The following is a 25,674-nucleotide window of genomic DNA, read 5'->3' as shown; positions in this document are numbered from 1 at the left end:
ACGCAGACCATCTCGACACGAGGAACCATGACCTCGCGCACTATCTTGTCGCTGAACTCCAGCACGCTGCCGATCATCCTCAGCACACTGACATCAATCTGAGAAGAGCTCCCAATCGTGCGCTCAATCAGCGAGACTATTCTATCGTGGACCGGCTCCGACTTCTGCGGTGCTCTGTGGCGTTTGACTAGGTTCTTGAGTTTCATGAGCAGACTTATGTTGCCTGCGTTTTGGTCATCCTCCACTTCTATTCACCTTCCCAGTTCTCGAATATATAAGTTGCTTTATGATCTGATCTGTTTTCTCAAACATCATGGCTCTGCTCGAATCGTCGTAATCAGTGTATCCAACCAAGTGCAGGATACCATGCACGAGAAGCACCTCGAGCTCATCCTCAAGACTGTGGCCTAGCTTTACGGCCTGTGCCTGCGCCCTCTCAACCGAGATGATGACGTCGCCAAGAAAGGCGCTATCGTCCCCCGACGGAAAGGCCATCACATCAGTCGGAGCGTCGACTTCTCTGAACCTCTTGTTCAGCTCCCGAATCCTCTCGTCCCCGCTGAAGAGCACGTTCAACGAGGCGCCGCTCCTGCCGATCATACTCAGCACTTGCGAAACTATGTTTCGGGCATGACGCTCGCTCACGCCGTCCACACCCGCATCCAAGATGACCTCGATCACTTTCGTCGAATCCCCATGACACCAAGTAGCACCGACTCCACGACTACCGAACCTCCTCGCTCTGCACCGGCCCAGCCGGCTGGTCTTCAGGATATTCAATGCGGGAATGAAGCATTCCTTGCAGAACGTGCACAAAGCTCTCCTTGCATCTCTGAATGTCATGCAGCGAGAGGTCGCACTCGTCCAACTGGCGGTCCTCGACATACCACGAAACAACCCTATCGACCATCTTGGAGATCTTGTCCCGTGTGGGGTCGATCAAGACCCTGGACGCAGCCTCAACTGAATCGGCCAGCATTATGATCCCCGCCTGCCGGGTCTTGGGCCTAACGCCAGGGTAGCGGAACTCCGACTCCTCCACCTTCTCCCCCGTTCGCTTGGCCGCCTCCAGCGCCTTGTGATAGAACGGCTTCATCAGGGACTTGCCGTGATGCTGCTCAATTATGTCTTGGACGACCGGCGGCAGCTTCTTCTTCCGTGCGAGCTCAAGTCCATAAGTTACGTGCTCGATAAGAACCCGCACGCTCATGGCCGGCTTCAGACGGTCGTGGGGGTTCTCGCCTCCTACCGGGGTGTTCTCTATGAAGTAGCCTGGCCGTTTCAGCTTCCCGATGTCGTGATAGTACGAGCCGACCAACGCGATGACGCCGTTTGCGCCCACATCCTCGCACGCGCTGCGTGCCAGCTCCCCAACCCTGAGGCTGTGATTGTGCGTGCCGCCCGCCTCGATCATGAGCCGCTTGATTAGCGGCCTGTCGCTGGAGGCAAGGTCAAGCAGCTTGGACTTCGTCCAGACCCCGAACACAAGCTCTAAGATCGGCAAGAAAATCCCCGCAAAAGCGATCACAACCAGCCCCTGTCCAAAACCACAAAGCGCGTTGAAGTAACCTGTCTGACTAAACTTGACGTTCGCGTCAAGCAGCTGCATCGAAAGGACCGTCGCCGCGGCAACCACGCCGATCGACAGGCCCATCTTGAACACAACTGCACCGCTGCCATACCTTCCGGCTACGAACACCACGGTCACTCCGGAGAGAAATGTCGCCATGATGATCACGGGGTAATTACCGAAAAGAAGCGGCACGAACGCAGAACACACAATCGTGGCCGCCAGGCCCGAACGCTTCCCCAGAAGAAGCGTGGCCAAGACCGCACCAAGCCCAAGAGGCGCTGCGAAATAGTAACACTCCTGTTGGTTGAACGGGAACTGCTCAATCGCATCTGCAAAGCTCCTGATGCCCCACAAAAAGCCCTTCGAGAGAAGCAGAGTCAGCATGGCGATTGTCCAGAACAGCAGCTGATTCTTCCACCCCGATGCCGCCTCAAACCCAAACCGCCGGCCCGAAAGGCTGAGAAGGATGACCACAATCGCCAAAAAAAGCGGCGTCCCGACAGCCGAGTTCACACGCCGACGAGGCTGGATGTTTTTGGAAATCTCCCTGATAAGCCGGCTCTGCTTAGGAGTAACCATCTCCCTCGCCCGGATGATCATCTGCCCTTTTTTGATCTTGAAATAAACAAGCTCGACGGCCGCCATGGCATCTTGCTTGGCCTTCTCTGTCTCGCTCTTGTTGAACGTGAGAGTCGGCTTGACAAGACGCGAGACGACCGAGGCAAGAACGGCGCGCAGTTTGCTGGAGCCAGGGCATTCCGACTTTACAAACCTAACAGCCCTGGCTCGAGCCTCCTGGCTATCCGAGACCCTGAAGAGCGAGCTCGCACCAAGCGACTTCGCTGTGCCGCTGCCAACCTGCCTCATAATGATGCCGTTCTCAGAATTGCTCAGCAAAAGCGCTTTGTCGCCAACCACCCCGTCCTTGCTAGCGTCCTCAAATGCCTTGACAACACAGTCCTCGACTGAAACGTCGAGGCCAGATACAACTAGTTGATCAAACTCATCCGGGGACACATCGATCCCCAGCAACTGCTTGAACTCCTCATGTAAGTCTGCAATCGTCGGCTTCACCTCGGGCCGAGCCGGCGCCTCCGAAGGCCCGGATAACTTCTCCTTTGTGCCTTTGGCGGATACATCCTCCGCCAACTTCGCCTGCTTGCCCTCACCTTCCGGTGCCGCCGGCTGCAGAAGCGATCGCAGCAACTCGTTGCGCTTCTCGATACCAGCTCGAAGAGCCCGGAACGTCAAGCCTATCGCTCTAGTCGTCTGGGAGAAGGCGCGCTCGTCGAAGTCATATACGGAGGGCACATTCGCAACCGCGGCCTTTTTCTTGGCCACTGTCGTCTCTTCGTCCTCGACAGTGATCTCGGTGGGCGCCCAGATATCCTGCCTTGCGATCTCCCCGACGGGAAACAGCTTCAGGTCTATCGTGTGCCGTTTGGGAACGAGCAAAACAGTGAGAAGAGCTATCGCCACACATGCTATCACCGCGCTTTGAACGCGGTTCTGGGCAAATAGCGCCCTCAGTCTTGCGACAGGAGGCGAAGTCCCTGATGAACGCCGGTCAGGGGGCTCTGAATTCTGCACCAGGCCTTTAGGTTTGTGCTTGGAGCCATTCTTTTTCATTTTCAGTGCCTGCTGATTGCCACAAACGCTACGCCAAATCAGCCAGCAGCGCTCTCACCTTTTCCCGTGTCAAAGGAAGTCTGAGGAACCGGCTCAGGCGCCACAACTGGCGGCCGACCGAACACCTCGTAGGCATCTATGATCTTCTGCACCAGGTTGTGCCGGACAACATCGGCAGACGAGAAATAGATGAACTCTATGCCACGAATGGACGACAGAACAGATTGAACCTGCACAAGACCTGAGACCTGCGCCGCCGGCAGGTCTATCTGCGTTATGTCACCCGTGATAACCGCCCTCGAGCCCTTGCCCAGACGAGTGAGAAACATCTTCATCTGCTCAGGGGTGGTGTTCTGAGCTTCGTCCAAGATCGCGAAGCTGTCGTTGAGCGTCCGACCACGCATGTACGCAAGAGGCGCTATCTCGATCGCCCCATTCTCTATGAGGTAAGTCGCCTTGTTCATGGGGATCATGTCGTAAAGTGCATCGTAAAGCGGCCGCAAATACGGCATCACCTTCTCCTTGAAATCGCCCGGCAAGAAGCCCAAACGCTCTCCTGCCTCGATAGCAGGCCTGGTCAAGACAATCCGCTTCACTCTCTTGGTGAGAAACGACGAGACCGCGATTGCCATCGCAAGGTAGGTCTTGCCCGTCCCAGCCGGCCCGATCGAGAAAACTATGTCGGAAGTCCTCATCAGCCGAACGTAGCGCTTTTGGTTCGACGTCTTGGGGTATATATCCGCCTCGCGAGACGGAACTCTTATCTGCTCAGAGAAAAGCCCCGGCAGATCAACATTCGCGTCATTTAGATACGCATAGACCGCATCAGCGACGAGCGAATCATCACACTGAAGGTGTTTGTGCAATAGCGGAGCCATCTTCCGCAAGAAATCCTCAACCATAAGAACTTTGCTGTCCTCGCCGCGGACCTTGACCTTGCTGCCACGGGAAATTAGGACGACGCCGAATTCGTCCTCGATTAGATTGGAACCCGAATCGTAAGAACCCAACAGCCTTCGCAGGCTCTCATTCTCCGTGAAATCTACGACTCTTTCCATCTCAAAGAACGCGGCTCACACTACGCCGCAAAAACCACCGCGTCCCAAAGCCGCAGACCTCTCGAACGCCTACCTCCCGTCGTAGAGACTCCACTGGCCACGCGTTCTCGCCTCGTGCCTGGCCTCAGCCTTCTCCACGTCCGTTGAATCTCTCGGAACCTCAAAAACCTGGCCTGGGAAGATCAGGTCGGGGTCCTTGATCTGGTCCCGGTTGGCGCTATAGATAAGCGGCCATAGAAAAGGATCAGAATACACTGTCGAATAACCCGCTATGCACCACAAGCACTCGCCCTGGACCACCGAATGTAAAATGGGGGCAACCGGCTGCTGCTCGGCCTTTACCGAGAACGAGTAGCTCTCAACGTCTGCCAAGAGCTCATTCGCCCCAGATAAAAGCGTCTTACTCCCCTCCTCTGCAGCCAGAAGACTGCAGCCAGCCTCCCTCAGCTGAGTCTCTGTCTTCACCTCCAAATCACGCAGTGAATCCATTCGACTTACGAACAGCGCACCACCCGCGTCCTCGCCAAGCTCGCTCAGCGCCGCGTCAACATTGGCAAGTACATCTCGCGACTCGGCAAGATTCTTGCTCGTTATCGCACGCGACTCATCGCCACGCCTGATCGCATCGGCCTTCGATTTCTCCGCAAGTTCCTTGGCCTCGAGCGCCAAGTCCTTCGCGCCCTTCTCCTTGTGGTCAGCCGCCACTTGCGCCTCTTTCAGCTTATCCTGCGCCTCCGCGAAGGCGTCCGAGGCGTAAATGTCTGCACATGCCTCCTTCGAGTTAGAGATGCTCGTTGAGGCGGCCTCCAACTCCACGTCAGGACGTTTGTAAAACAGCATACAGGCCGCCTGCAGCCCAGCAAGCGCTAGAACCAATATAATCAGAGCACAACGACGCGCCATCATCATAGCAGGTATCCTCCCATCTTTGGCTAACCCAACCACACACAAAGGCTGCTTAATCTTGCAGAGGTCTCACCAGCAGACCTCCTCAGAAGCCCAATTTAGTGCCACTGTCCAAGCTTGTCAAGCACCAAAAGCACAAAAACTTCTCGCCCGCTTCCCTCACGATTGACATCAAACATGGCCGGGCAATACTCTGTGGCCATGACGATGCCGAAAGGGACTGCGCCCGGCTGGTGGAAGGACGAACTAGATAAGATTGGTGAGGGAGCCGTCTATGCTCCCTGGGCAAAGCCCGAGATAACCGCGCGGGAGGTGAAGTTTTTGCTGGAGGTCCTCGGTCCGGGGCGGGCAAGACGCCTCCTCGACGCCGGGTGCGGGTTCGGACGGCACAGTCTTCTGCTTGCCGAAGGAGGGTTTTTGGTTACTGGCGTTGACATCTCCCATGTCCTGCCACGACTTGCTATGAAGCGGGCCAGGATTACTTCCGCGAGAGCGAGCTTTGTTACCGCCGACATCGGCCTGTTACCGTTCGACACCCATTCGTTCGATTGCATAATTGGCATGGCAGAGGGTGGCATCGGATACAAAGAGACAAACGAGGCCAACGAGGCGATGCTGGCGGAGCTGGCGAGAGTTCTTGTTCCGGGCGGCAGATTCGTCATAGGGGTCATAAATGCCGGCTGGGCGATGCAAAGATGCCCGTGCGTCAAGTTCCAGCTCGACAAGGGGGCTATTGGGGTTTACCGGTTTCGCTACGATCGTAAGGAGTCACGCCTCAGAACGGACGTCTGCTCTGTTCGGTGGAGAGGTCTTAGGTTTCACCGCTCACAAGGCTGGGTGCGGCTTTATACTTATAGCGAGATGGCAGGTATCCTTGCACGACTGGGGCTGCAGATTACGTCTGCATACGGAGAAAACAACGTCAAGGTGCCACTTAGCAAGCACAGTTTTAGGATGGTTATCTGCGGCCAAAAGAGGGCCTGAACTCGGCCCAAGGCGAGCTGAGCAATCTTCAGCCACCAGCAGAACGGCCCCGCCACCCGGAGGCGGCGGGGCCGTACGAAGGAGAAAGAAGAGCCAGTTGTCGCGAGACTAAATGGTCTTAGAAAAGGCGGCGAAGATGTCTGAGTTCGACAGCATCCCGACTATGTTCTTGCCATCGAAGACCGGCAGCCGCCTGAAGCCCGTGTTAGCAAGAAGCCTGGCCGCATACTTGTGCTCAAGCCCCGGCGACGCAAACACCAGCGGTTTGCTCATGATGTCCGCAACCTTCGTCGCGTGAGGGTCTGCGCCAGTGGCGATGACCTTAGTGACGACATCCTTCCGAGTCACAATCCCAAAGGCATCCTCGATGCCCCGGTGTTGGACGATCAGGCTGCTGACGTTGCGCTCGTTCATCTGCCTGACGGCGTCCGCGACATTCCTGGACCCATCGATGAACTCGACCTCCTCGTTCATAAGGTCCCTTGCTTTCATCCCCATCCCTCCATCATTTGGTTAAGAAACCAACAATACAGAAAAACAACACCTAACTTCCTGTAAGAATACTAAACGCACAATTTGTGTGAAGTCAAGCCCGAATTGTAGCTGGATCAAGATATTGTGTGGCTTGCGGGATTATTCCCACAGCATCGCGACTACAAGTCGCACATCTCGGGCTCTAATATGTCGCCACCACAACATCTTGGCCGCAGCCGGCTCAGAGCGTCCGCACAAGCAGCTTGCTCAACACCTGAACCACGTCAACGAGGCCCATCTGCCTCGTCGCAACCGTCCCGACCCCGGGCGCAATCCTGAGGTCGATGGCCCTCTCCAGCACCTCGAGCGGCAGAGCATCGGGCGCATCTCTTTTGTTGAACTGGCAGACCGAGGGCATTCTCTCCAGCGACCGATTGGCCGCAACGAGCAGCTGCCGCAGCCGGCGGAGCGAGGCCAGGTTTCTAGCGAGCCTAGAAGTGCGCGAGTCCACCACGATGATGATACCGTCCGCACCGGAGACGAGCTTTAGCCACACCTCGAGGCCAGCTTGATCTGCATGAGGCGCGAAGAGCTCCAGCATCACGTCAGCCTCCTTTATGTGCCCGAGCCGGACAGGGACATATTCCAGGAAAAGCTCAGTGTCGCGCTCGGGAATGTCCGCATAGTCTAGCCAGTTGCCCCTGGTAACTTCACGCGGTAGCTGCGAGATCAGGCCCTTCAGCGTCTCGGTCTTGCCGCACTGCGTTGCTCCCCACAAGGCAGCCCTGAAAACCGCAAGTTTCTTCCGTGGTGAATAGAACATCCTATCTCCCGAATCGCATGCCCAGCTCGGCAAGCCCGCGAAGCGCCGGCGAATACTTGGGCTCAAGCTCCAAGCACCGCTCCCACTGCCGCCGAGCTCCGTCCCAGTCTTCGAGCCCAAACAACGCTGCTCCGAGCAGATAGTGTGCCCTAACACCGTCGGGCGTCAACTCAAGCGCAGCCTTGGCGGTCTCGGCGGCCGCATCGTTCTCACCTCGTCGCAAGGCATCGGCCGCCGAATCGCAATAGACCTTCGCGACCACGTTGCCAAAATACAGACCAGCAGCAGCTCGCTGGCTGCCCTCCGGGCCGAGGAGCCCTGGAGCAACGATCAGGCCAACAGCAATCGAGATGACCACCCATCTCGACACGAATCCCCCGCCGCAGCGCTCGTCGCCCGGCGGCGGCTCGACACGCTTGCAGGACAGAAAAGCGATCGCCGCACAGAAGACAGCCATCGCCGAAAGGAGAGAGATAAGAAGACCGATGCCAACGCTCTTCGGCTCAAACACGAGCCTGACGACGCTCTTCCCTCTGGGGACAGCGAGCGCCTTTACAAAACCGTAGGCCCGCAAGATGGGCGACCGCTCCCCATTTATGAACGCCTCCCAGCCCGGATAGTCGTTCTCCGAGACAACCAAGAATGTGGGCAGATTGGCCCGGACCTCGAGCGTTATCTCGCCAGGATCGGCCTGAACAACGATCACTTCGCCCAGGGGGCCGGCCGCCACACGACGCGCGCCGCGAGGCGTCCCAGAAACGCCCTCGATCGACCACTGGCGCAATAGCGAGCCGAGATTGAAACCGCCCGCCTTCCGCAGCTCGCCCCCGGCGAGCAGCACGCCAGAAAGCGGATGAAAGCTGCGGTCTTTGACGGCCTTCAGGACAGCCGCCTCATTGGGGAGCACGATCGCCCTCTCCACGAGAAAGAAACGAGGCAGGAAATCGCCGTTCTGGTATAGATAAAGGTCACCCGACGTGAAAACCGGGGCGAGCCGAGCGTTGTCGATCACCTCGGACGAGATGACGTATTTGACGTTCAGCAGCGACAACAGGCCCGGCGAGGGCTCGAACCTCGGCCATGCGCACTTGCCCGGAGCGCCAAGCAGCTCGTTGTATCGGGCAAGCCCAAACGAGGTGTAACCGTCGGCGCTGTCGATGCCGTAGAGCATGTTGGTATTGGGCACGAGCGACTCCGTGCAATTGCGGTATCTCTCGAGGTTATTGACCCAGCCAGGCGTGAACGGGTCAGCCTGCCTTTCGCCTTCGCCGACGCCCAATTCTGGGCGCCAGAGCTCGTGGACATGCCATCGCAGCGTCCTGAATGTGCCAGGGTCCGCACGCAGAAGTCTGACGAGCTTGCCGGGCCTCGTATAGACCTTCGTCGAGACGACCGGATTGAACCCATGCCCGAACGAGAAAAGGTCGATAAAAAGCAGCACAGGCAGGGCGAATGCCAAGTAGCGGCCCTGCCGAGGCCTGCTGATAATCAAAACCAGCAGCAGGGCGGACAAGGCGGAGATGGTCCCGAACCGCCACAGGTCCCCTGATAGCGCCTCGCCGTAGCGGGCAAAGAAGGTCCTGCTCTCGTCGCTGACAAGATTTCGGGATTGAGCGGGAAACGATCGCTCCTGGCTCACGGCGAGCGAATTGCCAAGCGCGAGATGATACGCAGTGATTGAGAGAGCCGCGACGATCAGCACCAAACACACGCCGACGAGGCGCCTCGTGCGCAGCTTGCTGTGAAGCGAGAGCAAGTACTCGAGCCCATGGGCCGACAGGGCAGAGAGAGCGAATACGGCAAGGTACATGAACCTCGCCGGAGTGCGGGTTGCGTTGAGAACAGGGATGTTGGCAAGGATGAGGTAAAGCGGCGTTCGGCTGCCGAGTGCGAAGACGATGCTGCCTGCAAGCAGGACGACGAAGTACAATAGTCTCCCGTCTCTCCTAAACAGAACGGCCACGGTGGCGAGTATGAGTGTCAGAATGCCGACGTAGCCGCAGAACTCGGCATAAAGCCCTATCTCGCCCGGCCCCCAGTAGGAGTTGGTGGCGGGAGTGCCAAAGAAGTTGGGCAGAAGGAACGTGATGAGGTTCCTTGCCGGCAGCGAGCCAGCGGTCAGAAACCCGATGCTAACGTCTTGGCCCCGTGTTGAGTGCTCAAGCAGTTCTGCGCTTGGGAGCAGTTGGCACGCCGCCAGCCCGAGGCCGAGAGCCAGGCCGCCAGCTATCGCCAGCCACCGTCCCGCCGAGGCCTTTTTTGGGAGGCGCCTCCGGTCGAACAGCCCGAAAGCGAGCCACAGGCCAACGGCCAGCAGGACGTAGATAGCGACATAGGGATGTGTGCCCAGCAGAAAAGCGCCTGAAAGCGCCGGGATGAGCCACCATCTCCTCATCCCACGAGCGCGGACCGCCTCGATTGCGGCGAGGATAGCGGGGAGGTAGCAGTAGCCTCGGATGATGTTTATGTGGGAGACCTGTGCTACGAAAAAACCGCTGAAGGCGAACGCCACCGCGCCGAGGAGGCAGCTTTGGGCCGAGAGCTTTCTCTGCCGCAGGAAGACCAGCATGAAGATGCCCGCCAGGAGCGAGTGGAGCGCCACGGAGTACTTGTAGATCACCCAGTAGGGAGCGAGGAGCAGCAGCGGACCGAAGAGCGGATACAGCGGGCCGGCCTGCCCCTCTGCAAAAAGAGGAAAACCACAGAAGATGTTCGGGCACCAAAGACGCAGCTTGTGTTGCCCAAATCCCTCCGCAAAGAACTGCCCGAACGGGAAGTTCTGCATGATCGTGTCGTAGAAGAAGTAGAGCTTGTTCGTGAAGAGGGCATTGCCGAAAAAGACCGCAACCAGAACCACAACCAGAAGTATCTGGCCAGCCAGCGGCTTATTCAAAACCATGTATTTGCGCATCGCCTCGCTCGAATCGACTGAGTTCTGCCCATGAGACACGTTTGGGCGATTATACTACGCCCGAGGGCAAACAATAGGTGTTGACGAGACCAAGCGATGGATTGAACGAGCTCTTTATTGCGGGCGCATTGCTGCCAAAAGAAAACGGGCAGGCCAAAATGACCTGCCCGGCGGCTATTCATCACCTTTCAGGGCTGCACGCCCATCGAAGCTACTTACTCATGTTTCCTGTTAGCCTGTTCCTTCGCGTAAGACTCATCACGCATCGTGTTGACGTAACCGGACCGTTGGAAGGAATACTCGAACTTAGTGTGGACGTCATAGCGGTTCTCGAGAATGGCCACAACATCCGCCGTGAAAACATACTCCTCGTCGGTCGGGATGACCAACACCTTGACCCTCGAGTCGTCGGCGCTTATCACAAGCTCCTTGTTTCTGGTCCGCGCTGCCTCGTTACGTTCCTTGTCGAGCTTGATGCCGAGCGCTTCCATGTTCTCAAGCGATTTGCCTCTGATCTCGGGGCTCATCTCGCCAACTCCAGCGGTAAAGACGATCGCGTCCAGCCGCCCCAGGGCCGCGTAGTACGCGCCGATGTACTTCTTTATGCGATAGGTCTCGATGTTGATCGCAAGCTGCGCGCGCTCATCTCCTTCTGCCCCAGCCTTGAGCATGTCTCGGCAGTCCGTATATTTGCCTGTTATGCCGAGCAGACCACTTTTCTTGTTGAGAGTTGACTCTACTTCTTTCACTGTCATCCCTGTTTTGCCGCAGATAAACGGGATGATCGCCGGGTCAATATCGCCGGACCTCGTGCCCATCACAAGACCCTCTAGCGGCGTAAGGCCCATGGAATGATCGAACGCCACGCCGTCCCGAATCGCAGTGAAGCTGACACCGTTGCCGATATGGCAAGTGATGAGATTGCACTCAAAAGGAGGTTTTTTGAGCATGACAGCTGCTCGCTTCGAGACGTAAAGATGCGAAGTCCCGTGAAAGCCATAGCGCCTCACACCGTATTCCTCATACCATTCATAGGGGACGGCGTAGATATAGCTTGTGGCGGGCATCGTCTGCAAAAAGGCCGTGTCCATCACCGCAATGTGAGGCACGTTCGGCAAGACCTCCATCGCCGCCTCGATCCCCTGAATGTTGGGTGGATTGTGAAGAGGCGCAAGAGGCGACAACTCCCTGAACGTTTGCAGGGACTCCTCGGTGATCCTCACCGATTTGGCGAACTTATCGCCACCGTGCACGACGCGATGCCCGACAGCACTTATCTCAGAAATGTCTTTCAGGACGCCATGGTCCCTCCGGAGAAGCATATCGGTAATCAACGAGAGCGCCTCTTTGTGGTTCGGGCATTCATGGTTCTCGATATACTCCTCTTGACCGGGGACCTCGTGCTTGATAAACGACCCTCCGACTGTAACTCGTTCCACGATGCCCTTGGCCATGGTCCTCTTCTCGTCCCAGTTATAGACCTGATACTTGGCCGAAGAGCTGCCGCAGTTCAGAGAAAGAATGATTTGAGCCATGATATCCCTCTTCTTGTGGGTTCCATTTGACTTTGACCGCAACCTTGTCAACCTGGCGGCGAAAAGAGGCGTTATACCACATGTCCTCTCGTACGCAAGTATAAACATCCAGAACGTCATTGTGTGATCGCTGATGCCAATCCGAAGGACGCCACAAACTGTTGCCGAAGCAGTGCGCTGGACCTCATCAGCCCTCTCGCGCGCAGACGTACAGCAACCGCGCCTCGACGCGGAGCTAATCGTCTCGCATTGTCTTGGCCTTGACCGCTCGGTCCTGCCTATGAGATCGCAGGAGACCCTCAGCGATGCACAGCTTCAACAAGTAAGGCGACTCGCCAAGCGCCGGCAGAACCGCGAGCCGATACAGTACATTCTTGGTCATTGGGAGTTCTGGTCAATCGACCTCGTGGTCAAAGAGGGCGCTCTCATCCCCCGTCCAGAGACCGAGACCCTTGTTGAGGCAGCAATACAGGAGCTAAAGGGCAGTTCTGGCCTCGCGCCCTCGGCCCGTCCTCTCATAATAGATATAGGCACGGGGTCGGGCGCCATCGCCATCGCGCTTGCCGCGGAGCTAAGCGGCGAGTGCAGGATCGTGGCGACCGACATCTCACGGGCCGCGCTTGCCGTTGCAGAGGCGAACGTGTCCCGCATTGGCTTGCAGCACACAGTTGCCCTTGTCTGCTGCGATATGGCGGACGCTCTCTCGCCAGAAGCATTTGCCCAAAGAGTGGAACTGATCGTCTGCAACCCGCCCTACATTCGCTCCCAAGACCTCAAGAGGCTTCAGCCAGAGATCTCGCAATTTGAGCCAGCAATTGCTCTTGACGGAGGCGCATCGGGGCTGGACTTCTATCCGCGATTGATAGAGACGGCGGCGGGGCTGCTCAAGAGAGGCGGAGCGCTGGTCTGCGAAATCGCACCTGATATGCCCCCGGCCATCAGGGACATGCAGCAGGCGATGCGCGATAGAATGAGCGAGCCGCGTTTCGTGGCCGATCTCTCTGGCCGCAGGCGCGCGGCAGTGTTTCACCGATTGAAGTGAGGTCGAGGGAGAGTCTTCAAAAAGTTGCGTGCGGCATGGGGTTGCATTATAGTGTTATTGAGTGTGGCGGGCATAGCTCAGCTGGTAGAGTGCAAGCTTCCCAAGCTTGATGTCGCGGGTTCGAACCCCGTTGCCCGCTCCAGGAAGTGGATTTGAGTTATTCGTGGCGCAGGAGTATGAGATGGGATTTTTCAACAAGGACGAGAAGAAGCAGGATTCTCAAACTGGTTCAAAAAAAGAGCAAACTGCCTCACAAGTGCGTAAGCCCGAGGCGAGACCAATGGTCAAAGGAAACATGAAAGCAAACGTTAAGAGTCAAGGTGACGTGCCTGTCGCTGGTGGCGAGTCGATCATAGCCGAGGGGACGGTGGTGAACGGCGACATTCAGAGCGACAGAACCGTCATTGTTTACGGTATCGTAAAGGGCAAGGTGCATATCCAGAGCGACCTCATAGTGGCCGAGTCTGGGCTGGTCGAGGCGGATGTGAACGCGGAGAACGTCTCGATAGCCGGTCGGAAGAAGGGCCGGACCGAGGCGAGGAACCTCTTTGAGCTTAAGAAGACAGGAACGATAGAAGGCGAGATCGTGGCCAAGAGCGTCAAGATCGACGAGGGCGGGCGCGTGATCGGTAAGATCAACATGCAGACCGGCTCACCGCAGGCGACGAAACAGATCGGCGAGGCAGAGATCAAAAAGAAGAAGGAGTTTTTGCGAGGCGATGCCAATCCGATTCCTGAGAAGAATGGAGGTGCTTGATTGTGCGTCTTGGGGGACTCGCTCTCTACGGGTGTCTGACAGCTCGCTGCGGTGGGCTGCGGCAATTCCTGATGGCGCCAGTTCTGACCGTTAGTATTGGGGTGCAGTAGGGTCTGTTGGGAGCTTCTGAACCGGTGATTTTCGAGTTACGGAGGCGATAGGCGGGGATTTGACAATGGTTCCGGCGAGCGCAACCCCCAGCTACCAGCTTAGGGGGGCGATTGGCTACCTACGAGACGAGCAGAGGCTCCCAGCGATGGGTATGGGGCTTGTGGCTCGGTTTGGCGGGCACAACGCTGCCATCTGTCTCGGGCTGCAAGAGAATGAGAATACGGGAGCCATCGCTTCGCGGAGCTCTCAGAGCTCGTGCGCCCTGATTGAGCCGAAGCGAGAGGATCAGTTTTTGGCAGACTCCCAGTCCTACCAGAATGGATATAGCACTTCCGGCCGCTGTCTTCAGGCGGAGTTTGCGTGCCTAATCTACGGCCGCTCAGGACAGTTCCTGGAGGCCTCGACGACTGGGCGGCAGCTTGACCTTGTGGCCTGAGCCCACGTTTCTGGGCGTCCATGGTGGGGCATGGTATTACGCGCCGAGCATTACTTGGATTTAGGCAAGGTGATAGCGTGGTAGAGATTGACAATAACAAAGCCCCCCTGTTTGGGCGGCGCGACGCGTACTACGACCGGACTCGGGCCCTTCTTGAGACTGGTGATCTTGACGCGATTTTCGCGAGCATGGAGGAGAATCCGGTCAACGTCATATACTACCTGAAGCGGGCTCTCGCCAACTCAGAGCGGTCGCTGATGTTCTTTGCGGAGGTATCTCAGGACGAGTTGGATTTTCTCGAGCACCTTGACATATTGTTGGACGAGTCTCGAGCGGGCTATTTTGCTCACAAACATGGTGGGCTAATTGAGAAGCAGCAGAATTTTATCACGAATTTTTACAAGGAGAGCGCTGAGGAGATCGCTCGCTATCGTGAATCTTACTATCAGCGTGCTAGGGATTCAGTGGGGTATCTTCTGATGCACATGAAGCTCGCTGAGCGTAAGTATGAGGAGCTCAAGTCTCTTGAGCACAGCGAGTTTGTGGGCTGTATGCAGGGCGATGAGTTGTTGTCTGGCAGCGATATGAACCGTTACCTGTTGGCCTACAACTCGGTCTCACAGCTTTACAAGGACCATACTGTGAGGATTGCAGAGGACCTGTAGGCGCCGATTATCAGACCGGGGCGGCGGGCTGTTCAACAAGTAGGGAGCTGACCTGCTGGACAAAAGCACTTACCGAGAAGGGTTTTGAGATGCACCTGAACTCCACCTGCCTGATGAACTCGCGTGTTTTGGGCTCGTAGATGTCGCCGGTCGTGAAGAGCATCCGCTTCTCAAGTCCGGGTATGTTCTCCTTGACCCATTTGAACAGCGCAAAGCCGTCGAGTCCGGGCATGCGCAGGTCGGTGATAATCATATCTACTGGTTCTCGTTTTAGGATGTCTATCGCTTCTCGGCCGTTGCCGGCCAGAAACACTGTGTGGTCAGGGGCGAGTATCTCGCGCACCATCCCCCTGAGTATTTCCTCGTCATCGACAACGAGGATACTGGCACCCCGCTGCACCTCTTGAGAGACAATCTGCGCCCCCTTGGGAGCTTCCTCTTCGGGCTCACCCTCAACTATGGGCATCTCTATTGTGAAGGTCGTCCCCCTTGAGACCTTGCTGGCGCAGCGCAGGTCCCCATTGTGCGTCTTGACTATACCGTAGGAGCAAGGCAGGCCTAGTCCAGTGCCCTTCCCAACAGGTTTTGTCGTGAAAAACGGCTCGAATATGCGCGTCAAGTTCGCCTCAGGGATTCCAGGGCCGGTGTCCGTGATCTGGAACACGATGTTGTCGCCCTCGACTGACGACTGAATGTAGAGCGTGCCTCCCCTATCCTCCATCGCCTGGTAGGCGTTGTTTATGATGTTGAGAAAGACCTGCTCCATCTGTTTACGGTCAACCATTGTCCGGGGCAGGCCCTTATCAAGTTCCCATATCAAGTCTATATTGAAGGCATCCAGCCGATACTTGACCAGCTGGACGGTCTCCTCGAGTATCCTGTTCAGGTTGACATACTTCCTGACAGAGGCACCGGTTCTCGGAAACGCAAGTAACGACTCAACGACCGATTTCGCACCAATCGCACATTTCTCAATGAACATCAGCCTCTTGGAGACAGCATCGTCAGAGACCCTGTCCTGAAGCATCTCGGAGTAGGCAAGTATCGGGGCCAGTTTGTTGTTGAGCTCATGTGCTATCGAGGCGGTTAGCTCGCCCAGCGAGGCGAGTCGCTCAGCTTGGAGCAGCTGCTTATGAAGCTCGTTGAGCTTCGTAATATCGACCAGGATCAACTCGACTGCATCCTGGCCGCTGTAGGTTATCGGAACGCCCTTGAAGAGGACCTGCAGCTCTTTTCCGCTCGCGGTTATCAGCAGAAGCTCCGTCTCCAACGCAGCTCCCTCCTTCTGAAGGCGCTCGAGAGATTCTATGGCCTTTGTGCGCCAATCAGGATGCACAACCCTCGAGACGAGGTCGAAATCGCTAGAAAAGAGCTCGCGTGGGGCAAATCCCAGCTTCCGCGTCAAGACCTGGTTGGCGTAGATCAGCCGACCGGATTGGACGATACAGATCATGTCTGGTGAGGCCTCAACCAGACGCTTATATTTCTCCTCCGATTCTTTTATCTCGCGTTGTAGCGTGCTTCTTTCTGTGATGTCATTCAACAGAAGGATCGACTCCAGCACGTTCCCCTCAATGTCCCTCTTGGGGCTCGCGGTTATGTCGAAGCTCCGGGGCTGCCCATCAACCTCGCGCTGCCTAATCGCATGGCAGACGTGGTCGGATTCGATGGCCTTTTTGGCGAGACAGTCCTCGCAGGGCTCGCTCCGACCGAACACCAATTGATAGCACTTCTTCCCGTCAGGCGAGCCAAAGGCTGACACGAACTCGGGATTGGCGTAGGTGATGTTGAGCTCCTCATCCACGGCGAGAAGCGGGTTGCCGATACTGCGCATCGTCTGCTCAAGGTTGACCTTCTCGTGGTGCAACTGCTCAGTCTTGACCAGCATCATGCGCTCAAGTGCCTTCCCCCACTGTGTCGAGACCTCGACCGCGGTCCCGCTGCCGAAGAGAACGAGGGCCATTATGAAGCCCAGAAGCTGGTACTGCTTGAGGTACGCCTCGTCAATGGAGGACAGGACGACGTTCCATGGGGCCGCTGCCACGAGGTAGTAGCTGCTGTCACCAAGACGAACCGAGCAGTATGAGGCGAGCTCCGAGGAATCCCTCGACTTGAGAATGGTTGAGCCTGGGCTATGCGCCCTCATTCTCGAAAGCAAGTGCTTTGTTCTCTCAGTCGGGGAGTGCGGGACACGATGGGGTATCGAGTGGGCAGTTGAGTTGACCTCGGTGGAGAGGAGAACTTTTCCCCCGTCGTCAGCGAGAATCGTGTGGCCGAACTCAGAGCCGGCGCCTCGCAGAAAGGTGCTGGCCACGACCTGAGCTGGGGCGAAGAGATAAGCGTTATAGAGAATCGCTTGGTCTAAAGCGCCGCGAGAAAAGACCGGGGCGTGAAACACGAAGAAGCTTCTGGGGGAACCTCTTGGGCCAATGAAGACGGGGCCTGCAACGCGCACCTCCTTGCCAGCGGCGGTCTTCTCAAACGGGACTGCTGCAAGATAGCCGAGCAGTTGCCGCACCGTTCCTTGCTGGGCGTCGGTCTTGAGTATTCGTCCTTCCGGGTCGGTTATCAGCAGGCTGCATGGCAGCTGGTCGTTCGCCATCGCCACAAGATTATTGAAGACCTCATCGTCCCAGTGCTGCAACCCTCTGCTACATAGCTCGCTCAACCCGGCGAGGCACGAGGCAAGCGTCTTGCTTGCTGCTCGAAGCTCGGAACCGACGCCGAGAATATGCGAAAGCTGCCTGCTTTGAAGTTGCTTGGCAACTGCACAGGTAAGCTCCTCGCCGGACCTCTGGATCAGAAGGAGCGACATCAGCACGGCGATGACGACAACGGCCCCAATGACTGCGAAGGTGCGCTTTGACATGATTCTGTTGGCCCTGAACTGTTTTCTCACAAGCGAGCTCAGTCCCCGTGCCCCAGCGCTCTTGGCAATGAATATGACAACCATTCCGGCCAAGGATGTGCTCGCACCGAGCAGGACAGCATCCAGCCACCACCATAGCGCTGCTTTTGGCACTATCATGTTATGGAAGAAATACATGCGCAGGATAGGATTGATGAGAATCAGCACGGCGGCTGAGATGGCGAGCTTCTGAGCCTTTTGGCCGCTCTTGCCGAAGTGGCGGGCAGCCACCGCGCCCAGGACGAGATATACCCACATAAGGCCCACCACGGCGGAGTTGTAAACGGCGTGATGCAGGACCCCGATCGCTGTGAAAGAGCCGAGCATCCCCGACATGGCCGGTATGGCCCAGGCCGCAAACGATGCTGTGATCATGACCCGGCGCCGCGACTGACTAATCTTTATCCCTTGGGCCGAGAGGAAAGACAGCGAACCGATAGCGGCAAGAGCCATCGCCAGCAGCAGGATCAGGTCGAAAAGCTGCCTAATCTCGTGACCGCCGAGCGGGGAGCGCGTCCCGTAGTCGATCAGAAACATGAGGTTGCGGCAGAATGCTGCGAACGCAGCGAAGAAGAAATGAACAGCGCCAGTGCTTCTCTTGGAGTGTAAAGCTAGACCGTAAGAGAAGAGCCCCAGAGCGAGAAGAGGAAACACCCAAGTAACAAATGAGATCAGAAAGCCAAGCTCGAGCGCGGTCATCTCACCTGATCATCGCCTTCTCTCATTTACTCTGGGTTGTTAATCCTCCGCCGATACATACTCCCTAATCGGCAGGGTTAGGACCATTCCTACTTCCCTATTCGAAAAATCTATGTCCAGATCTTTAGCTACACTGCTAATTCTCGTGCCGATGTGCTCATCATCAGATGCGGCCATCACCATCTTGATGTACCTCTTGCCTCCGAGGGAACCGCCGACAAGACCTGCGAATATCGGCACGTCAAAGGCGAGCACCTCCTGCATCCGCGTCGCCTCGACCACAACAGCGTTCTCCAGTCCTAGCTCGGCAAACACTGACAACATGTCGTCCAGCTGATCTTCTCGGAACAGAACCACGATCACTAAATACATGACATTCCCTCTGGGTTTCAAAAGGGCAGACACCCTCATCCCCGTGTCAAAGCGTCAAATTCCTCGAAAATAGCGTAAACCTCGTCCTTGCTCCCGGCTGCCAAAAGTCTATCCCGGTTGGCCTTCTTTCGAGCGCACCGTGAGATCTTGGCAAGCACCTGGATGTATAGCTTGGTCTCCTTGGCCGGAATGCCGAACATGAACACTATGCGAACCAGCGGATCATCCTTCGCCCCGAAGTCTATACCCTTGCGAGACAGGCCGACCGCGATTACGAGCTTCTTGATCGAATCAGACCTGGCGTGTGGAATCCCCACCCCGTCGCCGAGGCTCGTTGTCATTACTGCCTCCCTCTCCTTCAGGGCGGCCAGAAACATGTCGCGGTCCGGGACGGATTCGGATTGCGAGATGATATCTGACATCTCGTCAAACACATCTGCCTTCGTGGTGGACTTGAGGTCAAGGCAGATCAGCTTCTCCTTCATGAAGGATGTCAGTTCAACCATGTTCTACCTCTTCTAAGAGCTTAAATACCGTCAACTGGGAGTGCGTGCCAGTCAATCAAAGCCTCGAAGTTAGTTCACTGCGATTGCCTGAGCGTTATCAAACACGAGAATCATCTTGCTTTCAAGAGCTGTTTGCCGGGGGCTTTTCCCCCGCCACCTCACCAGCTTTCCTCAAGGCATAGGCGGTGCACGGTGGTCCAACCAGCTCGTTGACCGCCACCGTCCCGAGTATGATGTTCGTCAGCATAGGCGCAAAAGATGCAAAGGCCGGATTGGCTTTAGCTACCAACACAAGTCCAATTGCCACGCCCGCTTGCGGCAGGAGGCCAAACCCGAGATACTTTCTGACCGTTGGTGGGGCTCGCCCCAGCCTGGCACCGATTCTCACACCAAACAGCTTACCAGCAAACCTCGCAACGATGTAGATCCCTCCCAGCGCGCCAAGCATGCCCAGATTGCTGAACTCAAGATGTGTCCCTGCCAGAGTGAAAAACATCGCATAGATCGGCGCGTCGATATCGCCGAGCGACCGGAAGATTCGGATGTTCCGCGGGGAGAGATTTATCAAAGTGAATCCCACGAACATGTTTGTGAAGAGCGGCGATACGCCAAGACCAATTGCTATCCCGCCAGAAAGCAGCACGAATCCCAAGGCGCCAACGGTAGTCTCGCGCTTGGTCCTGAAGAAGCGAGAGCCGAAGTGAGCCACAAACCCCATCCCTATACCCAGCAGGGCGGCGCCAACGATCTCGATCAGCGGCAAAGCCACTGTTTCGTAAAGACTGCTGCCCACTTGTGCCCCAATGGTCAGCAGACCTGAGGCAGTTGCGCTCGCGAAAGTGAAGATGAATAGCGCCACAGCGTCGTCGAAGCCGACCACCCCCAGAAGCGTTGTCGTAACGTCGCCTCGCGCCCTGAGCTCTCTTATGACGGCCACAGTTGCGGCGGGCGCTGTGGCAGCCGAGAGCGCTCCCAACAGCAGGGCAAATGCAAACACAGACTTGATTGGCGAGATTCCCTCGATCGGGGGCACGGCCCACACATGAGGCGCTACTACGAATGTCAGCAAGGTAACACAGAAGAAAGCTCCGAAACCCTCCATCATGCCGATCCAGGCGATGCCTCGCCCAAGCCGCTTGAGCCGGCCAATAGGCAAACTGCCGCCGATGATGAACGCGATGAGAGCAAGTGTGATCTGTGGGACCTGTCCGAGATGCTCGCCAAGCAGCAGTTCAAGCCTCTGGTGTTTGATGAGGCCGAGCAGGTCCAGGAACAGCTTGAGAAGAATCCCCACAAAAATGTAGCCAGTAACCTCAGGCAGCCGAACGCGATTTGAGAGCCGCCCGCCAATGAAGGCTACGGTGAGGATCAGTCCAACAAGGAATACTAGGTCTGCTCCCTCAGGAATCATATCTTTCCTCTGATGCGCCCAGAGTTTTCGAGGTCTCTGTTTTCCTCGAGAGACCCGCCTCGCCAGAGCGCCTCAAGGCGTAGGCAGCGAAGGGCGGCCCGATAAGCTCGTTCAAAGCAACTGATGCGAGGACAACATCGACAAGCACATACCTATAAGCAAACAAGTAAGGGTTCTCCTGAGCCACCAGCATCAGGCCGATCGCAACACCAGCCTGCGGAAGCAGCGCAAGCCCCAAATAGCGCCTCGCCGGTCCCTTCACATGTGCTATGGATGCACCCAAACGGGCGCCACCCACCTTACCCAAAAGCCTGAAGACAAGAAAACTTGCCCCGATTATCCCACAGGTGAACAAGTTCTCAAGGTGAAGCTGTGTCCCCGCTAGCGTGAAGAAGATCACGAATACAGGGCCCTGAACGCCCTCGATGGACGCGAAGATGCGCTGATTACGTCTGGAGATGTTGGCCAGGACAAAACCGGCGGCCATGATAGTGAGCAGTGGTGACAGCCCGAGAAGCATGGAGAGGCCGCTGGTGAACGTGATTATGCCAAGTGATGCTGTCATCATCTCGACCTTTCCCACTACCTTTGCCCCGACGAAATGGTGAGCTATGCCGACGAGAAGCCCAAGACACAAAGACCCAACCACTTCCACCAGCGGTCTAAGCCATAGCCGAGACGCCCCATAACCAGCGGTGGCAACGCCCATCGTGAGCAGACTTTCAGCTATCGTAATGCCAAAAGCGAATATCAAAAGCGCGATCGCATCGTCCATAGCAACCGTCGCCAGCAGCGTCGTAGTGAAGGGGCCCTTGGCCCTTAACTCCCTTATCACGGCGACTGTTGCCGCCGGTGCGGTCGCAGTCGCGATACCACCAAAGACGATCGCAAGCGGCAGCACATTCATAAAACTGCCTGCGGGCGCGCCGCCGAGATTGGCGTAAGAACCGATGACTGCAACGCCAATCGTAACTGCGACGAACGTAACAATGGCCTGAACCGAAGCTATGCAGATAATGCCCTTGCCCAGCTGTTTCATCTGCTCGAGCCGCAGACCCCTGCACACAGCAAACGCTATGAGTGCAAGTGCTAGATGGTTAATCGGAATGAGGTCGCGTGAGAAGAGCTTCGTGAACTTGATGTCCGACATCAGCCCGAGCCAGAAGATCGCCTGTTTTAAGACTATCCCGGCCGCGATGTAACCCGTGATCTCGGGAAGCCTGGCTCTCTTGGCCAAAATGCCCAGTGCGTAGCCGGAGAGAAGAAGGACGCTCAAAACGAAGATGAGCTCAACCTCTTCCAAAAGCATGATAGATCGACAACCTCTGCTATAGTTCCCACCAAATCGGGCTTCAACGCGGCATACTACACGCCCGGTGCAGTTTTGCAACGCAGACCAGCACGTCTCGAAAAAAACAGATTAGGCAGCATAAACCAGCGCCAGCATTTCCTTGAACGGCACTGGCCCGAGTTTCCCAGTTATAGCAACAGTGTAACAGGTATCAGGCCTCTACTGCCGGACTTGGATGCCTTTTCGTCTATTACTTGCCCACTGAAGCTTTTGATTTGGCCGACTTCACGTCGCAAGGCCGAGACCAGTCCACGAAGTTATCGAGGCGCGGCGGCCCTTTCATGCTGAAGCCAGGTGAGATCGTTCTGAAGCCGCTAATCGACAGTGGGGCCAGGGCAGGAGAGAGAGAAATGCGCTGCAGGGCAGTGCCCGGGGAGAGACCCTCGATGACGAGGCGCAACCCAGCGATGTTTCGGCCGTAGCCCCAGTAGAACTGGACCAGCATGAGGGCAAGATTGGCGTTGAAGTTGCCATCCCGGTTTATGGGAGCGATTCGATTCTTGAACTTTGGCCAGCCATCGTCGCCGTTGGAACGGTAGTGGATTCGCCACACAGAATCGTCGGGCTTGTGGTCGCACTTAGCGACCACGTTGACCGTGGCGAAATACCATGGATCGATCGAGATTCTGGGACTTTCAAGCACGAACAGCCCGTCATCTGATGATATATCCAAGTATCCGTTGGCCAGTTTGGCGCTGCCGCGCCTAACTATCCAGCCGTCCAGGCCCTCAGAGAAATCCCAGTCGAGTGTGTTTTCAGGCACAGGCCCGGTCAACGATAGGCCGGCCTTGCTGCGATCGAGAGGAGGGGGTGTCCCAAGAGCTGTTCCCAGGCTGGCCCGGTACTTCAACAGCCGCCTTATGTGTTCGGTCAACTCCGGACTCGCGCGCGCCTCAGAATCCTTGCATTCCCAAAACTGTGGTTCGGGGGCTGGTCGGCCCATCACAAGCGCCCTGGTCAGGTACTCGTGAACCCACATCACCTCGATCGAGTCGTGCAACATGAACCGTGTCCCTGCAACCCAGAAGTAGATGACATCCGTGCCGACGCTCCTGACCTTGTCTCCGGGCATGAAGACGAGCGATATCTGGCCATTAGCGGTCTTGGGATCGATATTACGGGCGACCGACATCGGAATCGATCCTTTGACCTCATTCGTTTTCACAAACTCAGCCAGCTCGCCTCGAAGATCGGCGTTGAGGATCAGGAGCGCTGCGCACAAGATTGCGGCTGGCAGCGCCACGGCAGCCTTGCGACTTCGGGCAAGGCGAGCGCGGATGGTGGCCAGCGAGGCCATTGTCACGAGGCTCGAGGCGATTACTGGAAGATAGAACGAATGCGGCTCGATCATCACGGGCAGGGGCACTACCGGGATCGGCGAGAGCGCCGTGAATCCAAGCGCAAAGAGCATTAGCCGTCGCAGCCGTGCAGAGTCCTCCCAACCTACGCCGCCGGTCGTGCGAGCTCGCAGCATGATATAGATGCCAAGAAGAATGGTTGGCACGACGAGCCAAAGTGGGGCAAAAAGGTGGCTGAAGACCAGCTCTGTGTTGCTCAAGACATGAAGAGCGGTTGACCGGAAGTTCGATAGAAGGCCGATCTGGCTTGGCTTTGGCCAGAATGGCCGCAGAACGAACAGGATGACGTGAGTGGCGGTGAGTAGGAAGAATGGGCTGGTGCGGCGAATGGCCGAGGCGCACCTTCTGACAGTTTCCTTGCGACCGCGACCTGAAAAGAAAACAAGCTCGATCAAAAGAAGGACAAGCGGAAGTGTGATTGCCATCTCCTTGGATAAGAGCGAAATGGTAGCTAGGACGAGCGATGCGACCAGGGCTGTGGTGCTTCGCGCCCGCCGGTAGCGGAAATACGCAATGAGGCACAGGAGGTAAGGGATGGTGAACATGATGTCAATCCCACCACCAATCCGGCAGACTGTGTCATGGAGCGCTGGCTGCTGTGAGACTATCAGCGCAGCGCCGGTCGCGACGAAGCGGCTTCTGGAGAGCACAAATCCCAGCCAGAAAACAGTAAGAAGGCACAGAAGGTGGAGAGACCAGGCAACGACACGATACCCGAACGGATCGACGTTCAGGAAGCGGTATTCCAGCAGCCAGAATATCTCAGGCAGCGGCCTGTAGAAGCTCCAGTGCGGGATGAAAATCCTAGGATACTCGGAGAATGGAAGCGGATAGAAGAAGAGGAAGTCATCCGTGTGGCTGAAGAATAGGTGGAACGTCGGAAGGAACGGCACAAGTCCGGCCGCGGCCACTAGTGCCAGACACAGCAGTGTGCCGGGCAGCCCTACACGGCCTATTGCACCTCGACCATTGATCGGCGTAGGAACGCCCCTCTCGCCCAAGTGCTCTATGTCAGATTCATTGTCCGAGTGCCGCGCTTGCCGGAATCTCATGCCCGATAGATTATCCGAATCTGCATACCGAACGCAACTGCGTGGGCACGGGGCTGGCAATCTCACAAATGATTTTCGAGGCGAATTTGGGCCAGCCCCTCGCATTGCTGGTGACGGGGGCGATCAACCGAAAAGAGAATGGATGTATCTAGGGGTCTCACGGCGTCTGGCGACGATTACTCTGCGCTTCTTGAGCATCTTGGGGGCGAGCCTGATAGCGCCCAGAAGCCCTTTCACCAGGTGAGGCTCGAAGATGGGGACGTAGGCTAACTGCCTGAACTCGAACCAGAGGATGTGGTGCAGGTCCCGCAGGATGTTGGTGACAGAGGAGTTCTTGATTATCATCAGATATCGGTTGCGAAGCTGAATCTGTCGGAGGAACTTTGGCACTTTAAGCCGTTTGTCCGGGGCATAAGCCCTAACATGATATGCGACCGCATCTGGCGTGAAAAGGCACTTCCAGCCGAGCCATTGAGCACGCCACGCCAGGTCCACCTCGTCTCTGTAGATGAAGAAGTCCTCGTCAAAAAACTCTCCCTCGACCTCGATGTCGTTCAGCATCTCTCGCCGATAAAGTGGTGCGGCGCCCGATGCGCCGAAAACAAACTCCGGCTCGGCGTACTGCCCCTCGTCGCGCTCGCGCTGGCCTCGCTCGAAGTTCCTTCGCGCTCTCGTCAGCACGGTGCCAACCCCGTCAATGATCTTCTCGTCAGGTATAGCGGCGTCGTGGCCCGCAATCCGCAAGAGCTTCCCTTCAACCATGCCGATGTTGGCGGCGCTCTGCACCGCGCACACTTTCGCCTCGACGAAGCCTGGCTCCATGAAGACATCTGCGTTTAGCGGCATCACATAATCGCCGTGACACCGCCTAATGGCGATGTTGTGGCTCTTGCAGTAGCCGAGGTTATCGGGATTGGTTATGACAGCAAACTCGGGGAAAGTGCTCCTGAGCATCTCGTCCGTCCCATCGGTCGAGGCGTTGTCAATTACAATGACCTCGATTGGCGAATACGTCTGACGTTGGATGCATGTAAGACAGCGCCTCAAGCAATCCTTCTCGTTTGTGGCAAGGACATTGATCGAGACTAGTTTTGGCCAGGTCATCCTCCAGGA

Annotated in this window: 21 protein-coding genes and 1 tRNA gene; 6 read left to right on the top strand and 16 right to left on the bottom strand. The window is 56.7% G+C overall.

Annotated elements, in window-relative coordinates:
- The 5 genes from VM163_13465 to VM163_13445 all read right to left on the bottom strand — a co-directional run.
- Nucleotides 1-245: hypothetical protein (locus VM163_13465; protein ID HUT04889.1), on the bottom strand; the 245-nt coding region annotated here is incomplete at its 3' end.
- Nucleotides 235-681 carry an rRNA maturation RNase YbeY gene (ybeY, locus tag VM163_13460; protein ID HUT04888.1) on the bottom strand — a complete coding sequence of 149 codons (447 nt, stop codon included), beginning with the start codon at nucleotides 679-681 and terminating at the stop codon, nucleotides 235-237. The genes VM163_13465 and ybeY, both read right to left, overlap by 11 nt.
- Before the next feature lie 43 nt (nucleotides 682-724).
- Nucleotides 725-3,202 (bottom strand): HDIG domain-containing protein, encoded by a 2,478-nt coding sequence (locus tag VM163_13455; protein HUT04887.1) that lies wholly within the window; start codon nucleotides 3,200-3,202, stop codon nucleotides 725-727.
- 38 nt (nucleotides 3,203-3,240) lie between these two features.
- On the bottom strand, nucleotides 3,241-4,260 hold the full coding sequence (locus VM163_13450) for a PhoH family protein (GenBank protein HUT04886.1): 1,020 nt from the start codon (nucleotides 4,258-4,260) through the stop codon (nucleotides 3,241-3,243).
- Between the two features lie 69 nt (nucleotides 4,261-4,329).
- On the bottom strand, nucleotides 4,330-5,100 hold the full coding sequence (locus tag VM163_13445) for a hypothetical protein (protein ID HUT04885.1): 771 nt from the start codon (nucleotides 5,098-5,100) through the stop codon (nucleotides 4,330-4,332).
- A gap of 273 nt (nucleotides 5,101-5,373) precedes the next feature.
- Between VM163_13445 and VM163_13440 the strand changes: the two genes are divergently transcribed.
- Nucleotides 5,374-6,150, top strand: coding sequence for a methyltransferase domain-containing protein (locus VM163_13440; protein ID HUT04884.1), 777 nt, complete (start codon nucleotides 5,374-5,376; stop codon nucleotides 6,148-6,150).
- A 108-nt stretch (nucleotides 6,151-6,258) separates the two neighbouring features.
- Here the strand turns inward: VM163_13440 and VM163_13435 are convergent, their stop codons facing one another.
- The 4 genes from VM163_13435 to VM163_13420 form a co-directional block, all read right to left on the bottom strand.
- Complete coding sequence (locus VM163_13435; GenBank protein ID HUT04883.1) at nucleotides 6,259-6,642, bottom strand: CBS domain-containing protein; 384 nt, start codon at nucleotides 6,640-6,642, stop codon at nucleotides 6,259-6,261.
- Between the two features lie 223 nt (nucleotides 6,643-6,865).
- The gene (locus tag VM163_13430; protein HUT04882.1) at nucleotides 6,866-7,447 is read right to left on the bottom strand and encodes a hypothetical protein; all 582 of its coding nucleotides are present in this window, start codon (nucleotides 7,445-7,447) and stop codon (nucleotides 6,866-6,868) included.
- A 1-nt stretch (nucleotide 7,448) separates the two neighbouring features.
- On the bottom strand, nucleotides 7,449-10,358 hold the full coding sequence (locus tag VM163_13425; protein ID HUT04881.1) for a YfhO family protein: 2,910 nt from the start codon (nucleotides 10,356-10,358) through the stop codon (nucleotides 7,449-7,451).
- A gap of 215 nt (nucleotides 10,359-10,573) precedes the next feature.
- Nucleotides 10,574-11,893, bottom strand: coding sequence for an acetate kinase (locus tag VM163_13420; protein ID HUT04880.1), 1,320 nt, complete (start codon nucleotides 11,891-11,893; stop codon nucleotides 10,574-10,576).
- A 133-nt stretch (nucleotides 11,894-12,026) separates the two neighbouring features.
- Here VM163_13420 and prmC point away from each other — a divergent pair, with 133 nt between their 5' ends.
- From prmC to VM163_13395, 5 genes are all read left to right on the top strand, one after another.
- Nucleotides 12,027-12,935 (top strand): peptide chain release factor N(5)-glutamine methyltransferase, encoded by a 909-nt coding sequence (gene prmC / locus VM163_13415; GenBank protein HUT04879.1) that lies wholly within the window; start codon nucleotides 12,027-12,029, stop codon nucleotides 12,933-12,935.
- Between the two features lie 66 nt (nucleotides 12,936-13,001).
- Nucleotides 13,002-13,077, top strand: a tRNA-Gly gene (locus VM163_13410).
- Between the two features lie 39 nt (nucleotides 13,078-13,116).
- The gene (locus VM163_13405) at nucleotides 13,117-13,692 is read left to right on the top strand and encodes a polymer-forming cytoskeletal protein (protein ID HUT04878.1); all 576 of its coding nucleotides are present in this window, start codon (nucleotides 13,117-13,119) and stop codon (nucleotides 13,690-13,692) included.
- Between the two features lie 175 nt (nucleotides 13,693-13,867).
- Complete coding sequence (locus tag VM163_13400) at nucleotides 13,868-14,239, top strand: hypothetical protein (GenBank protein ID HUT04877.1); 372 nt, start codon at nucleotides 13,868-13,870, stop codon at nucleotides 14,237-14,239.
- 77 nt (nucleotides 14,240-14,316) lie between these two features.
- Complete coding sequence (locus tag VM163_13395) at nucleotides 14,317-14,904, top strand: hypothetical protein (GenBank protein ID HUT04876.1); 588 nt, start codon at nucleotides 14,317-14,319, stop codon at nucleotides 14,902-14,904.
- Nucleotides 14,905-14,914: 10 nt separating this feature from the next.
- Here VM163_13395 and VM163_13390 read toward each other — a convergent pair whose 3' ends face one another.
- The 7 genes from VM163_13390 to VM163_13360 form a co-directional block, all read right to left on the bottom strand.
- Nucleotides 14,915-18,511, bottom strand: a complete 3,597-nt coding sequence (locus VM163_13390; protein HUT04875.1) for an ATP-binding protein — start codon at nucleotides 18,509-18,511, stop codon at nucleotides 14,915-14,917.
- Nucleotides 18,512-18,550: 39 nt separating this feature from the next.
- Nucleotides 18,551-18,883, bottom strand: a complete 333-nt coding sequence (locus tag VM163_13385; GenBank protein HUT04874.1) for a hypothetical protein — start codon at nucleotides 18,881-18,883, stop codon at nucleotides 18,551-18,553.
- Nucleotides 18,884-18,918: 35 nt separating this feature from the next.
- A complete protein-coding gene (locus VM163_13380; protein HUT04873.1) occupies nucleotides 18,919-19,389 on the bottom strand; it encodes a PTS sugar transporter subunit IIA in 471 nt (156 codons plus the stop codon).
- A 121-nt stretch (nucleotides 19,390-19,510) separates the two neighbouring features.
- Nucleotides 19,511-20,800 carry a cation:proton antiporter gene (locus tag VM163_13375; GenBank protein HUT04872.1) on the bottom strand — a complete coding sequence of 430 codons (1,290 nt, stop codon included), beginning with the start codon at nucleotides 20,798-20,800 and terminating at the stop codon, nucleotides 19,511-19,513.
- A complete protein-coding gene (locus VM163_13370; GenBank protein ID HUT04871.1) occupies nucleotides 20,790-22,109 on the bottom strand; it encodes a cation:proton antiporter in 1,320 nt (439 codons plus the stop codon). Before VM163_13370 ends, VM163_13375 begins: the two co-directional genes overlap by 11 nt.
- A 232-nt stretch (nucleotides 22,110-22,341) precedes the next feature.
- Complete coding sequence (locus tag VM163_13365) at nucleotides 22,342-24,561, bottom strand: hypothetical protein (GenBank protein ID HUT04870.1); 2,220 nt, start codon at nucleotides 24,559-24,561, stop codon at nucleotides 22,342-22,344.
- 123 nt (nucleotides 24,562-24,684) lie between these two features.
- A complete protein-coding gene (locus VM163_13360; GenBank protein ID HUT04869.1) occupies nucleotides 24,685-25,665 on the bottom strand; it encodes a glycosyltransferase family 2 protein in 981 nt (326 codons plus the stop codon).
- Between the last annotated feature and the right edge of the window lie 9 nt (nucleotides 25,666-25,674).

The organism is bacterium (genome assembly GCA_035527515.1).
In the GTDB taxonomy this organism is placed as follows: domain Bacteria; phylum B130-G9; class B130-G9; order B130-G9; family B130-G9; genus B130-G9.
The sequence above is the reverse complement of the archived record's forward strand: the minus strand, read 5'-3'. Positions and strand labels throughout refer to the sequence as shown.

Excerpts from the sequence above, each read along its gene's own strand:
- VM163_13385 (HUT04874.1), bottom strand. The coding sequence starts at position 18,883 with ATGTATTTAGTGATCGTGGTTCTGTTCCGAGAAGATCAGCTGGACGAC.
- VM163_13370 (HUT04871.1), bottom strand. The coding sequence starts at position 22,109 with ATGCTTTTGGAAGAGGTTGAGCTCATCTTCGTTTTGAGCGTCCTTCTT.
- VM163_13400 (HUT04877.1), top strand. The coding sequence starts at position 13,868 with ATGGTTCCGGCGAGCGCAACCCCCAGCTACCAGCTTAGGGGGGCGATT.
- VM163_13420 (HUT04880.1), bottom strand. The coding sequence starts at position 11,893 with ATGGCTCAAATCATTCTTTCTCTGAACTGCGGCAGCTCTTCGGCCAAG.
- VM163_13390 (HUT04875.1), bottom strand. The coding sequence starts at position 18,511 with ATGACCGCGCTCGAGCTTGGCTTTCTGATCTCATTTGTTACTTGGGTG.
- VM163_13445 (HUT04885.1), bottom strand. The coding sequence starts at position 5,100 with ATGCTGTTTTACAAACGTCCTGACGTGGAGTTGGAGGCCGCCTCAACG.
- VM163_13365 (HUT04870.1), bottom strand. The coding sequence starts at position 24,561 with ATGAGATTCCGGCAAGCGCGGCACTCGGACAATGAATCTGACATAGAG.
- VM163_13375 (HUT04872.1), bottom strand. The coding sequence starts at position 20,800 with ATGATTCCTGAGGGAGCAGACCTAGTATTCCTTGTTGGACTGATCCTC.
- VM163_13435 (HUT04883.1), bottom strand. The coding sequence starts at position 6,642 with ATGAAAGCAAGGGACCTTATGAACGAGGAGGTCGAGTTCATCGATGGG.
- VM163_13455 (HUT04887.1), bottom strand. The coding sequence starts at position 3,202 with ATGAAAAAGAATGGCTCCAAGCACAAACCTAAAGGCCTGGTGCAGAAT.
- VM163_13360 (HUT04869.1), bottom strand. The coding sequence starts at position 25,665 with ATGACCTGGCCAAAACTAGTCTCGATCAATGTCCTTGCCACAAACGAG.
- VM163_13450 (HUT04886.1), bottom strand. The coding sequence starts at position 4,260 with ATGGAAAGAGTCGTAGATTTCACGGAGAATGAGAGCCTGCGAAGGCTG.
- VM163_13380 (HUT04873.1), bottom strand. The coding sequence starts at position 19,389 with ATGGTTGAACTGACATCCTTCATGAAGGAGAAGCTGATCTGCCTTGAC.
- VM163_13425 (HUT04881.1), bottom strand. The coding sequence starts at position 10,358 with ATGCGCAAATACATGGTTTTGAATAAGCCGCTGGCTGGCCAGATACTT.
- prmC (HUT04879.1), top strand. The coding sequence starts at position 12,027 with ATGCCAATCCGAAGGACGCCACAAACTGTTGCCGAAGCAGTGCGCTGG.
- VM163_13430 (HUT04882.1), bottom strand. The coding sequence starts at position 7,447 with ATGTTCTATTCACCACGGAAGAAACTTGCGGTTTTCAGGGCTGCCTTG.
- VM163_13440 (HUT04884.1), top strand. The coding sequence starts at position 5,374 with ATGCCGAAAGGGACTGCGCCCGGCTGGTGGAAGGACGAACTAGATAAG.
- VM163_13405 (HUT04878.1), top strand. The coding sequence starts at position 13,117 with ATGGGATTTTTCAACAAGGACGAGAAGAAGCAGGATTCTCAAACTGGT.